This is a genomic window from Saccharothrix sabaoui (assembly GCF_051756985.1).
Classification (GTDB): domain Bacteria; phylum Actinomycetota; class Actinomycetes; order Mycobacteriales; family Pseudonocardiaceae; genus Actinosynnema.
Map to the genome: position 1 here is coordinate 19204 of NZ_JBPKJK010000106.1, position 12379 is coordinate 31582.

General features: G+C 74.0%; 11 protein-coding genes. 7 read left to right on the plus strand and 4 right to left on the minus strand.

Translation table 11 applies throughout. The annotated features are described in order from the left end of the window. Positions 1-9: 9 nt before the first annotated feature. From ACR807_RS27770 to ACR807_RS27785, 4 genes are all read right to left on the minus strand, one after another. A complete protein-coding gene (locus ACR807_RS27770; RefSeq protein WP_438924377.1) occupies positions 10-1242 on the minus strand; it encodes an SfnB family sulfur acquisition oxidoreductase in 1233 nt (410 codons plus the stop codon). Positions 1243-1285: 43 nt separating this feature from the next. Continuing rightward, complete coding sequence (locus tag ACR807_RS27775) at positions 1286-2512, minus strand: acyl-CoA dehydrogenase family protein (protein WP_438924378.1); 1227 nt, start codon at positions 2510-2512, stop codon at positions 1286-1288. After that, positions 2509-3657, minus strand: a complete 1149-nt coding sequence (sfnG, locus tag ACR807_RS27780; protein WP_438924379.1) for a dimethylsulfone monooxygenase SfnG — start codon at positions 3655-3657, stop codon at positions 2509-2511. The genes ACR807_RS27775 and sfnG overlap by 4 nt, the downstream gene beginning before the upstream one ends. A gap of 288 nt (positions 3658-3945) precedes the next feature. Further along, positions 3946-4863, minus strand: a complete 918-nt coding sequence (locus ACR807_RS27785; RefSeq protein WP_438924380.1) for a TauD/TfdA dioxygenase family protein — start codon at positions 4861-4863, stop codon at positions 3946-3948. A gap of 375 nt (positions 4864-5238) precedes the next feature. Here ACR807_RS27785 and ACR807_RS27790 point away from each other — a divergent pair, with 375 nt between their 5' ends. From ACR807_RS27790 to ACR807_RS27820, 7 genes are all read left to right on the plus strand, one after another. Then, the gene (locus ACR807_RS27790; RefSeq protein ID WP_438924381.1) at positions 5239-6246 is read left to right on the plus strand and encodes an ABC transporter substrate-binding protein; all 1008 of its coding nucleotides are present in this window, start codon (positions 5239-5241) and stop codon (positions 6244-6246) included. Continuing rightward, on the plus strand, positions 6243-7064 hold the full coding sequence (locus ACR807_RS27795) for an ABC transporter ATP-binding protein (RefSeq protein ID WP_438924382.1): 822 nt from the start codon (positions 6243-6245) through the stop codon (positions 7062-7064). The genes ACR807_RS27790 and ACR807_RS27795 overlap by 4 nt, the downstream gene beginning before the upstream one ends. Then, positions 7061-7915 carry an ABC transporter permease gene (locus ACR807_RS27800; protein WP_438924383.1) on the plus strand — a complete coding sequence of 285 codons (855 nt, stop codon included), beginning with the start codon at positions 7061-7063 and terminating at the stop codon, positions 7913-7915. Before ACR807_RS27795 ends, ACR807_RS27800 begins: the two co-directional genes overlap by 4 nt. Positions 7916-7940: 25 nt before the next feature. Continuing rightward, positions 7941-9509 carry an FAD-binding protein gene (locus ACR807_RS27805; RefSeq protein WP_438924384.1) on the plus strand — a complete coding sequence of 523 codons (1569 nt, stop codon included), beginning with the start codon at positions 7941-7943 and terminating at the stop codon, positions 9507-9509. Then, entirely contained in the window at positions 9506-9859 is a 354-nt protein-coding gene (locus tag ACR807_RS27810; protein ID WP_438924385.1) for a 4Fe-4S dicluster domain-containing protein, read from the plus strand. Before ACR807_RS27805 ends, ACR807_RS27810 begins: the two co-directional genes overlap by 4 nt. Further along, positions 9856-11049, plus strand: coding sequence for an ROK family transcriptional regulator (locus tag ACR807_RS27815; RefSeq protein WP_438924386.1), 1194 nt, complete (start codon positions 9856-9858; stop codon positions 11047-11049). Before ACR807_RS27810 ends, ACR807_RS27815 begins: the two co-directional genes overlap by 4 nt. 1 nt (position 11050) lies before the next feature. After that, positions 11051-12379 (plus strand): LLM class flavin-dependent oxidoreductase (locus ACR807_RS27820; protein ID WP_438924387.1); only part of this gene is annotated, 1329 nt, incomplete at its 3' end.

Below are 12379 nucleotides of genomic sequence, written 5' to 3' on the forward strand. Positions count from 1 at the left end.
GCCTCCGGTTCAGATCAGGCCGTGCCGGGGCGGCGGCGTCCCGGTCAACGTGTGCCGGCCGATGTGCTGGACCTTCCAGCGCACCGGGTCGTGCAGGGTGTGGGTGCGGGCGTTGCGCCAGTGGCGGTGCAGGTTGAGCGGGTCCAGCGCGGACCGGGTGCCCGCCACCTCGAACAGGGCGCTGGTCACCTCGACGGCCGACCGGTCGGCGAACGCCTTCGCCACGGCCACCGCGACGGACGCGGCGGCGACCCGCTCCTCCCGCGACGGGTCCGCGGGGTCCGTCCCGGCGAGGTGCGCCGCCGCGTCGTCCACCGCCCGCCCGGCCTCGGCCAGCAGCGCCTCCGCCGCGCGCACGGAGATCTCCAGCTCGCCGAACCGCTGCGCGGTCAGCACGTCCTCGTCGGCCCGGTCGACGCCGCTCTCGAACCACGGCCGGCTCTTCGTGCGGACGAAGTCCACCGCCTCGGTCAGCGCGCCGCGCGCGATGCCCGCGTCGATGGCGGCGTGCAGGACCTGCGCCTGCGCGCCGTACAGCTGGGGGCCGGTGAACGTCAGGTGGTGCGGCACGACCCGGTCGGCGGGCACCCGCACGCCGTCGAGCCGCACCGACCCGCTGGCCGTGGTGCGCTGGCCCATGCCGTCCCAGTCGTCGACGACGGTCAGTCCCGGCGCGTCGGCCGGCACGTACGCGACCACGGCCCGGTCCTCCGCGTCCTTCGCCAGCACCGGTACCCAGTGCGCGAACAACGCGCCCGTCGCGTAGTGCTTGAGCCCGTCGAGCACGAACCCGCCGTCGGGGTGGGGCAGCAGCCGCGTGCGGTGGTCCTGCACGTGCTTGGTGCCGGCCTCGGACTGGGCGTTGCCGAACCGCTTGCCCGCCAGCACCTCGGTGAAGAAGAACGCGCGCTGCGCGGGCGTGCCCTGGTGCCGCAGCGCGTTGACGTACACGACGTGGCTCTGCGGGATCTGCGCGATGTTCGGGTCGGCGGTCGCGAGCCGCCGGAACACCTCGGTGACGACGGCGGTGCCGACGTCCGCGCCGCCGTGCTCGCGCGGCACGGTGATGCCGAGCAGGCCGCTCGCCGACAGCTCGGCCAGCTCCCCGGCGGGCAGCAGCCGCCGGGCGTCGCGTTCCGCGGCCCCCTCGGCGAACCGGGCGGCCAGCCGGTCGGCGACCTCCAGGGCCTCGGCCCCGTCACCGATGACGGCCGCGCGGGGTGCCTCGACCAGTCCGGTCACGGCGTCCTCCAGTGTGGTGACGGGGGCCGGGCCCCGGGATCGGTCAGGTGTACCAGGTGGGCTCGGGCACTTCCCCGAGCAGCGCGTACCGCCCGACCTCGACCCGCTTGTACGCCACCGGGTCGTGCAGGCTGTGCGTGCGGATGTTGCGCCAGAAGATGTCCAGGCCGACCGAGTTCGCGCTCGCCCGCGCGCCGGTCACCTCGAACACCCTCGTGCCGATCTCCAACCCGGCGTCGACGGCGCGCAGCTTGGCCGCCGCGACGAGCACCGCGGCCTCGCCGCGCTCCTCCGGCGACACGGTGTCGGCGTGGGCGTTGATCCGCTCGATCGCCGCCGCCGCGCGCTCGGCCAGGGCCTCGGCGGCCCACAGCTTGGACTGGAGGTCGCCGTAGGCGTCGAGGACGTAGAACTCCTCGGCGGCGGACTCCTTGTTGTCCCCGCCGTAGGGCCACGGCCGGGTCTTCTCCCGGGTGTAGGCGGTCGCGGTGCTCAGCGCGCCGCGGGCGATGCCGAGGTAGAAGTTGGTGAACACCAACTGGATCAGCGGCACGTTGAGCGTGTTGTAGACCCGCGGCCGGAACTCCTTGTCCACGTACCCCGCGGCGTCCGACCAGGGGACGCGCACACCCCGGATCTCGACGCTGCCGCTCTCGGTGAGCCGCTGGCCGAGGTTGTCCCAGTCGTCGTTGAAGACGATCCCCTCCTGCGCGGACGGCACGATCGCGAAGACGTGCTTGTCCGTCCCGGCGAGGACGCCCTCCAGCACGGTGACGTCGGAGACCTTGCCGCCGGTGGAGAACGACTTGCGGCCGGTGAACACCAGCTCGTCGCCGTCCTCGGTGATGGTGAGGTCGTTGTCCCTCGGGTTGACCGCGCCGCCGTAGAACCAGCGCTCGCGCGTCGCCCGCTCCTCCACGGCCGCGACCTGCTCGGGCGTGCCGACCAGCCGCGCGGCCCACGCCCACAGGTAGTGGTAGCCGATGAGCTGGCCGATGGAGCCGTCGCCGCTCGCCACCTCGCGGATCACCCGGTAGGCGGTGGTCCAGCCCTGCCCGCCGCCGCCGTGCTCGACCGGGCCGAGCAGCGTCACCAGCCCGGCGGCCTTGAGCAGGGCGACCTCCGCGTGCGGGGTCTTGCCCGCGCGGTCGCGCTCGACGGCGTCGGACGCCAGGACCGCGGCGACCTCGGCCGCGCGGGCGACCCACTCCTCGGAGGTGGTCGGGGTCGGCTTCCCGGCCCAGTCGGTGCTGTTCTCGGTGTCGGTCATCGTTCCACTCCCACGGGTTCCGGGGTGCCGGCGCCGGTGGCCAGGTCGGCCTCCAGCTCGCGCACGATCGGCAGGACGCGGCGGCCGAAGTACTCGACCTCCTCCAGGTAGTGCAGGAAACCGAGCAGCAGCAGGTCCACGCCCCGCCGCTTGTACTCGACGATCCGGTGGGCGACCTGCTCCGGCGTGCCGATGAGCTTGCTGCGGAACCCGTCGTTGTACTGCACGAGGTCCTCGAAGCCCGAGTCCGCCCACATGCCCTTCTTGTCCGGGGCGGAGCCGCCCGCCTGCCGGACCGCGTCGCGGAAGCCGTGCACGGCCTCGACGTTCGCCTTCGCCACGATCTCGCGCAGCGTGTCGCGCGCCTCCGCCTCGGTGTCGCGGGCGATGAGGAACGCGTTGAGCCCGAACCGGACCCTGCGCCCGTGCTGCGCCGCGGTGGCGTTCACCTCGCCGATCTGCTCGCTGATCCCGTCGAAGTCCTTGCCGTTGCTGAAGTACCAGTCGGAGACGCGGCCCGCCATCGCCCGCGCCGCGGTGGAGTTGCCGCCCTGGAAGATCTCCGGGTGCGGCCGGTCCGGCGCGGAGAGCGGCTTGGGCTTGAGGTCGTAGCCGCGCAACCGGTAGAAGTCGCCCGCGAAGCGGGCGTCGTCCTCCGTCCAGCTCTTGCGCAGCACGCGGATGAACTCCTCCGAGCGCCGGTAGCGCTCGTCGTGCTCCAGCCAGGGTTCGCCCAGGGCGGTGAACTCGCCCTTGAACCACCCGCTGACCACGTTGACGGCGGCGCGGCCGTTCGACAGGTGGTCGGCGGTGGCGATCAGCTTGGCCAGCACCGCGGGGTGCCACAGGCCGGGGTGCACGGCGGCGATCACCTTGAGCCGCCGGGTGGCGAGCAGCAGCGCGAGGCTGAAGCTCGTGGACTCCTGCTGGTAGGCGGCGCCGTAGCTGGCCATGTACCGCACCTGGGACAGGGCGTACTCGAACCCGTTGTCCTCGGCGAGCACCGCCAGTTCGCGGTTGTAGTCGTAGCTCCAGTCGGTGCGCTGCTCGATGTCGCTGGTGACGAGACCGCCGCTGACGTTCGGCACCCAGTAGGCGAACTTCAGCGGCTCGTGGCCGGCTTCCGCGCTGCTTGCTGAGGACACGGTGAAGACTCCCGTCGTGGGAAGGAGGGGGGCGGCTGGACCGGGAACCCGATCAGCGCGGACAGCCCTGCCCGGCGATGCGGGCGAAGTCCACGTGCCGCCGCCGGGTCAGGTCCCGGCGATCGGTCGTCACGGCGAGCGCACCGGGCACGGCCACCCCCTTTCCCGAGGCCCACCCCATCGGACCGGGTCGCCGGAGCGCTGTCAACGACGTCGTGCGGGCTCCCACCATCCGGTCGCGGTGGCGCGGGTCGCGCTCGTCGGTCATCGGGTGCGCCGGTGACGTGGTCAGAGCGCGGAGAAGTGGGTCGGGTCGCCGACCAGCGTCGTGCTCGCGACGCCGTCCACGCTGACCGGGACGTCACCCGCCAGGGTGATCCGGTGCAGGCACCGGCGCGCGTCGTCGTAGTCGGCGACGCCGTAGTGCTGGGTGGCCCGGTTGTCCCAGACCGCCACGTCGCCGTCCGCCCACTGCCAGCGCACCGTGTTCTCCAACCGGGTCACCCGGTCCTGGAGCAGCCGGAACACCGCCTGCGACTCCGCGGTGGTCAACCCGACGATCCGCGTGGCGAAGTGGCCGAGCAGCAGCGCCCGCTCACCGGTCTCCGGGTGCACCCGGACCAGCGGGTGCTCGGTCTCGTGGCGCTGCGACCGGAACTCCTCGCGGTAGGTCTCCTCCTTGACGTCCACCCCGCCGACGCGGGCGGGGTCGACGTGCCCGGCGTAGTCGTGGAGGTTGGTGTGCACCGCCCACAGCCGGTCCGCCAACGCCTTCAGCGCGGGCGGCAGGTCCTCGTAGGCGCGTGCGGTGTTCGCCCACACCGTGCTGCCGCCGTAGGGCGGGAGCTCGACGGCGCGCAGGACGCTGATCGCCGGCACCCGGTCCACGAACGTGACGTCGGTGTGCCAGCTGTTGGCCTTGCCCTGCTCGGAGTCGATCGGCAGCACGTTGGCGTGCTCGCGACCCCTGACCGTGGGGTGCGCCAGGGTCGGCTCGCCGAGCAGCCGGGCGAACGCGAGCTGGCCCGCGTCGTCGAGGTGGTGCTGGTCGCGGAAGAACACCACCTTGTTCGCCAGCAGGGCCTCCCGGACGGTGGCGACGACGTGCTCGGGCAGGTCGCCGCCGAGCCGGACGCCGTCGACCCGCGCGCCGACGTCCGCGCCCAGTTTGTGAACGGTGGTGGTGCCGGAGAGCTGTGCGGTCATCGTCGGTCGTCCTCTCGCGGGGAAGCGGTTCCGGTCCCACCCTGGGCAGCGCCGGCCCGGCCGCACAACAGTGCGCGGCCGGAAAATAAGTCTTCCCAGCACGCGGACGCGATTGACACCGGGAACGGCCCGGAACTCGACGGCGACTTTTTTTGCAGTGCGGAAGAAAGTGTTCGCTGTCCAGTCCCGCGAGACCTCCGCCCCATGATGTGGGACGGTGTCCGAGGCCGTTGACCGGGGCGGACACGGGTGTGACGCTCGCTCCGTGAGTCAAGCCCGCTGAACCCGTCCTCACATTCCCTCCGGGTCCGACATGCCCGATCCCTCGGGCATCGATATTTCGGCCTGCCCATTTTTTCCAGCAAAGGACTCGCCGTGACCACCACGCGACGGAACTTCCTCGGCCTCACCTTCCTCGGCCTGACGGCGGCCGCGGTCGGCTGCTCCACCGCCGACGGCGCGGGCGGCGCCGGCACGAAGGTGCTCCGCTACCAGGGCTGGGCCGGCGACGTGTCGCTGCCCGAGCTGGCCGCCGACCTCGGCTACCTCGGCGACGTGCGGCTGGAGTGGGTCGGCAACACCACCAGCGGCCCGCAGGACATCCAGTCCGCCGCCACCGGCCAGGTCGACTTCGGCGGCGCCTTCAACGGCGCGGTGGTCAAGCTCAAGGCCGCGGGCGCGCCCATCAGGTCGGTGATCGGCTACTACGGCGCGGACGAGGCCGCCTACAGCGGCTTCTACGTCCCCGAGGACAGCCCGATCACAACGGCCCGCGACCTGGTCGGCAAGAAGGTCGGCATGAACACCCTCGGCGCGCACCACGAGGCCATGCTCGGCATCTACCTCAAGCGCAACGGCGTGTCCCCGGAGGAGGCCAAGGGCGTCGAGCCGATCGCGGTGCCGCCGGTGAACATCGAGCAGTCCCTGCGCCAGGGGCAGCTCGACGTCGGCGTGCTCGGCGGCATCCTGCGCGACAAGGCGCTGGAGAAGGGCGGCCTCCGCAAGCTGTTCTCCGACTTCGACCTGCTCGGCGCGTTCACCGCGGGCACGTACGTGTTCACCGAGAAGTTCATCGCGCAGAACCCGGAGACCGTCCGCACCTTCGTCACCGGCGTGGCCCGCGCCATCGAGTGGAGCCGCACGACGCCGCGCGACGAGGTGGTGGCGCGCAAGGTCGCCGTCCTCACCGGGCGCGGCCGCAACGAGGACCCGGCCGCCCTCGGGTACTGGCGGTCCACCGGCGTCGCCCACGAGGGCGGCCGGATCGTGGACGAGGAGCTGGCCATCTGGGTCGACTGGCTCGCCGAGCGCGGTGAGATCACCAAGGACCAGGTGACGCTCTCCGCCCTCTACACCAACGAGTTCAACGGGCTCGCCGCGTGAGCGCCCGCATCAGCTTCCGCGGCGTCACCAAGCGGTTCCCGGTCAAGGACCCGGCGACCGGGCAGCGGACCGCGTTCACCGCCGTGCAGGACATCGACCTCGACGTGCGGCCCGGCGAGTTCCTGGTCCTCGTCGGCCCCAGCGGCTGCGGCAAGTCCACCCTGCTCGACCTGCTCGGCGGGCTGACCGAGCCGAGCGAGGGCGAGGTCCTGCTCGACGGCCGGCCCATCACCGGCCCCGGCCTCGACCGCGGCGTCGTCTTCCAGCAGTACGCGCTGCTGCCGTGGCGCACCGCGCAGGGCAACGTCGAGTTCGGCCTGGAGGCGGCCGGGGTGCCGCGCCGGCAGCGCGCGGCGCGGGCCCGCGAGTTCCTCGACCTGGTGGGGCTCGGCGGTTTCGAGGACCGGCACCCGCACCAGCTGTCCGGCGGGATGCGGCAGCGGGTCGCGATCGCCCGCAGCCTCGCCTACGACCCGACCGTGCTGCTGATGGACGAGCCGTTCGCCGCGCTCGACGCGCAGACCCGCGAGTCGCTCCAGGACGAGCTGCTGCGCATCTGGCGGCGCACCGGCAAGACCGTCGTGTTCATCACGCACGCCATCGACGAGGCCGTGTACCTCGGCCGGCGGGTCGCCGTGCTGACCTCGCGGCCCGGCCGCGTCAAGGAGGTCGTCCCGATCGACCTGGGCGACCGCACCGGGCAGGACGACCCGCGCTCCAGCGTCGAGTTCGCCCGCTACCGGCACCGGATCTGGGACCTGCTGCACGACGAGGTGTCCCGGGCACAGCAACAGGAGAAGGAGGTGGCGGTGCGATGACCGCGATCCTGGAGGCACGACCGGCGGCGGGGCGGGACCCGGCGACCGACCGGCGACCGCGGCGCGTCCCGACCGCGCGGAGGGTCGCCCGGGCGCTGCTCACGGCGTCCGGCAAGGTGGCGGCCATCGCGCTGCTGCTGGCGACCTGGGAGGCCGCGCCCCGGCTCGGCCTGGTGGACGCCACCTTCCTGCCGCCGTTCTCCACCGTGCTCGGCGCGTGGTGGGACCTCGTCCTCAACGGGCAGCTGCTGGACAACACGCGCGCCAGCCTCGCCCGGTCGCTGTCCGGCTTCGGCCTCGCGGTGGCGGTCGCCGTCCCGCTCGGCCTGGTCATCGGCTGGTACAAACCGGTGGCGAACCTGCTCGGGCCGCTGCTGGAGGTCTTCCGCAACACCGCCGCGCTCGCGCTGCTGCCGGTGTTCGTGCTGCTGCTCGGCATCGGCGAGACGTCGAAGATCGCCATCGTCTTCTACGCCTGCACCTGGCCGGTCCTGCTCAACACCATCAGCGCGGTGCGCGGCGTCGACCCGACCCTGCTGCGGCTGGCCAGGTCCGTCGACCTGTCGGGGTTCCGGCTGTTCCAGAAGGTCATCCTGCCCGCCGCCGTGCCGACCGTGTTCACCGGCGTGCGGCTGGCGGGCGCGGTGTCGATCCTCGTGCTGGTGGCCGCCGAGATGGTGGGCGCCAAGGCCGGCCTCGGCTACCTGATCAACGCCTCGCAGTTCAACTTCGCCATTCCCCAGATGTACGCGGGCATCATCACGATCTCCGCCATCGGCGTCGTGTTCAACCAGCTCCTGGTCGCCCTGGAACGCAGGTTCACGTCCTGGCGCGTCCCCGTCGGGGCCTGAGCCCCCTGCCCGGAAGGAGACTCCCGTGACGCTCGAACTGACCACCGACGTGCTGGTCGTGGGCGGCGGCCCGGCCGCCACCTGGGCCGCGTTGAAGGCCGTCGAGGAGGGTGCGTCGGTGGTGCTGGCCGACAAGGGCCACTGCGGCACCAGCGGCGCGACCGCGTCCGGCGGCACCGGCGTGTGGTACGTGCCGCCGGAGCCGGCGGCCCGCGAGGCGGCCATGGCGAGCCGCGAGGCGCTGGGCGGCTACCTGGCCGACCGGCGCTGGATGGCCAGGGTGCTCGACGAGACCTACGAACGGGTGAACGAACTGGCCGAGGTCGGCCGCTACCCGTTCCCGGTCGGCCCGGACGGGCGGCAGCTGCGCACCGGCCTCCAGGGGCCGGAGTACATGCGCCGCCAACGGGTCCGGGTGCGCCGCGCGGGCGTCACCGTCCTCGACCACAGCCCGGTCACCGAGCTGCTCACCGCCGACGACGGCGCGGTGGCCGCCGCGCGGGGCCACCAGCGGCAGGCCGGCCGGTCGTTCCTGGTCCGCTCGGGCGCGGTGGTCCTCGCCACCGGCGGCTGCGCGTTCCTGAGCAAGGCGCTCGGGTGCGACGTCAACACCGGCGACGGCGCCCTGTTCGCCGCCGAGGTGGGCGCGGAGCTGTCCGGGATGGAGTTCTCCAACGCCTACGGCATCGCCCCCGCGCAGACCTCCGTCACCAAGACCGCGTTCTACGACTACGCCACGTTCCACCACGCCGACGGGCGGGTGCTCGACGGCGCGGGCAGCCAACGGGGGAGGTCGGTGATCGCGCGGACCCTGTTGTCCGAGAAGGTGTTCTGCACGCTCGACCGCGCCGACGAGGCCGCCCGCGCCGCGATGCGGCTCGCGCAGCCCAACTTCTTCCTCACCTTCGACCGGCTGGGCATCGACCCGTTCACCCAGCCGTTCGAGGTCACCCTGCTGGCCGAGGGCACGGTGCGCGGCACCGGCGGCATCCGGATCGCCGACGACGGCTGCGCCACCACCGTGCCCGGCCTCTACGCGGCGGGCGACGCGGCCACCCGCGAGCTGATCTGCGGCGGGTTCACCGGCGGCGGCAGCCACAACGCGGCGTGGGCGATCTCCTCCGGCTCCTGGGCCGGCCGCGCCGCCGCCCGGTCCGCCCGCGCGCTCGGCCCCGCCGCCACCCGCCGCCGCACGACCCCCGCGGGCGGCGCGGGACTGCGCCCCACCGGCACGACGACGTCCGTGTCCGCCGCCGAGGTGGTCGCCGCCGTGCAGGCCGAGGTGCTGCCGTACGACAAGAACTACCTGCGGCGCGGTGACGTGCTGCGGACCGCGCTGGGGGTGCTCGACGGCACCTGGGACGCGATCCGCTCGGGCCTGCGCGCCGAGGGCGCCGACGCGGTGCGCGCCCGCCGGGCCGCGGCGATGGTCGCGCACGCGAGGTGGATGTACACCTCCGCGCTCGCCCGCGGCGAGAGCCGGGGCATGGCCAAGCGGCTCGACTTCCCCGACCTCGACCCCGCCCAGCAGCACCGGATCACCTCCGGCGGCCTGGACCGGGTGTGGGCCCGACCGGAGGAGGTGGCGGTGTGATCGAACTCGTGTCCGCCGCGCGGTGCGTCGCCTGCGACAAGTGCGTCGTGGTCTGCCCCACCGACGTGTTCGACCGAGGACCGGACGGGGTGCCGGTGGTCAGCAGGCAGCAGGACTGCCAGACCTGCTTCCAGTGCGAGGCGAACTGCCCGACCGACGCGCTGTTCGTCGCCCCGCACACGCACCCGCTGCCCGCGGGGTCGCCCGAGCACGACGAGGAGCACCTGCGGCGGACCGGCCTGCTCGGCAGCTACCGCCGCGACATCGGGTGGGGTCGCGGCCGCACACCGGGCGCGGCGAGGGCCATCGGGCCCGCGCTGTCGCCGTCCGGCCCGCCGCTGACCTCGTGAGCACCGCCACCACCGGGCACCGGCGCGGCCCGACCGCCTCGACGCTGCTGGGCGCGGTGCTGCGGCACGGTCCCGTCGCCCGCAGCACCATCGCCCGGCTGACCGGCCTCAGCCCCGCCGCGGTGACCCGCACCTGCGCGGCGCTCGCCGACCGGGGCCTGCTCACCGAGGTGACCTGGCCGGTGCGCGACCGGGGCATCGGCCGCCCGCACGTCCCGGTGGACATCGAGACCGGCCGGCACGTGGTGGCCGGGCTGCACGTCGCGCACGACCACTGCACGCTCGCGCTGCTCGACCTGCGCGGGCGGGTCCGGGCCCGGCTGCGCGTGCCGCACCGCGACCCGGACGACCCGGAGCGGGTGCTGACCGCCGCCGCCGACCGCCTGGTGCGGCTGCACGCCGAACGGCTGCCCGGGCACGTCCCGCTCGGCCTGGGCGTCGCCGCGGGCGGCTGGGTCGACACCGCGCGGGGCGTGCTGGTCGAGCACGCCTCCCTCGGCTGGCGCGACGTCCCCGTGCGCGACCTGCTCACCGCCCGCACCGGGCTGCCGGTGCTGGTCGACAGCCACGCCCGGGCGCTGGCGCAGGCCGAGCAGCTCTTCGGGGCCGCCGGCCGCCGGGAGTCCCTGGTCCACCTCTTCGTCGGCAACGTGGTGGACGCGGCGATCGTCACCGGCGGCACCGCCCACCGCGGGGCCCGCTCGGCGGCCGGCGACGTCGCCCACCTGGCCCTGGGCGACCCGGCGATCCGCTGCCCGTGCGGCCGTCGGGGCTGCCTGGAGGCCACCGTGTCCGACCGCGCCTGGGCGCGGCGGGCGCACCGCGCGGGCGTGGTCGACCGGCCGTCCATCGCCGACCTGGTCGCCGCCGCCGTGCGCGGTGGCGCGGCGGCCACCGCGCTGCTGGTCGAGCGCGCCAGGCTGGCCGGCCGCGCCGCCGCGCTGCTGTTCGACATCGTCAACCCGGACGTGCTCGTGGTCACCGAGCTGGGCGTGATCCACCTGCCCGAGTGCGCCGCCGCGCTGCGCGCCGAGGTGGCCGCGACGTCGCGGGCGTGCCCGTCGACCGCGGCCGTGCTGGCCAGCAGCTTCGGCGAGGACGTGCTGGGCGTGGCGGCGGGCGCCGTGCAGCTCGACGCGCTCTACGCCGACCCCCTGAACACCCGCAACCCCACCCGACCGGGAGTCTGAGTTGTCCGCACGCACGCTCCACCTCAACGCGTTCCTCATGGGCGTCGGCCACCACGAGGCGGCCTGGCGGCACCCGCGCACCGACCCGGGCGCGCTCGACGACGTGGCCCACTTCCAGCACCTGGCCCGCACCGCGGAGCGCGGCGCGTTCGACTCGGTGTTCCTCGCCGACGGCGTGCAGGTCTGGGGCGACGTCCGGCACACCGCCGCCAACCGGTTCGAGCCGATCACGCTGCTCACCGCGCTCGCCCAGGTCACCGAGCGCATCGGGCTGATCGCGACCGCGTCCACCGGGTTCAGCGAGCCCTACAACCTGGCCAGGCTGTTCTCCTCGCTCGACCACATCAGCGGCGGCCGGGCCGGGTGGAACGTGGTGACCACCGCGGGCGACCGGGCGGCGCAGAACTTCAACCGCGACGTCAACACCGAGCACGCCGAGCGCTACCGGCGCGCCGACGAGTTCCTGGAGGTCACCACCGCCCTGTGGGACTCGTGGGAGGACGACGCGCTCGTCCGGGACCAGGCGTCCGGCGTGTTCGCCGACGAGACCAAGGTGCACGAGGTCAACCACCGGGGGCGGTTCTTCTCGGTGCGCGGCCCGCTCAACGCCGTGCGCAGCCCGCAGGGCCGCCCGCTGCTGGTGCAGGCCGGGTCCAGCGAGGACGGCAGGGCGTTCGCGGCGGCGTGGGCGGAGGCCGTGTTCACCGCCCACCAGACCCACGGCGACGCGACCGCGTTCTACGGCGACCTCAAGCGCCGCGTGACGGCCGCCGGGCGGTCCGCCGACCAGGTCAAGGTGCTGCCCGGCATCGTCCCGGTGCTCGGCGGCACCGAGGCGGAGGCGCGGGCGCTGGCCGACGAGCTGGACGCCCTGATCATCCCCACCCGCGCGGTGCGGCAGCTCACCGAGCTGATCGGCGTGGACCTGACCGACCACCCCCTCGACCAGCGCCTGCCCCCGTTCCCGCCGGTCAGCCACGTCAACGGGGCCAAGAGCCGGTTCGAGCTGGTCCGCGACCTGGCCGAGCGGGAGCGGCTGACCCTGCGCCAGCTGCTGGGCCGGCTCGGCGGCGGACGGGGGCACCAGGTCGTGGTCGGCACCCCCGAGCAGGTGGCCGACCACGTCGAGCTGTGGTTCACCACCGGCGCGGCGGACGGCTTCAACGTCATGGCGCCCCTGCTGCCGTCCGGCCTGGAGGACTTCGTCGACCACGTGGTGCCCCTCCTGCGCGCCCGCGGCCTCTTCCGCACCGAGTACACCGGCCGCACGCTGCGCGAGCACTACGGCCTGCCCCGACCGGCCGGCCGCTACACCGGGGCCGCCCGGCGC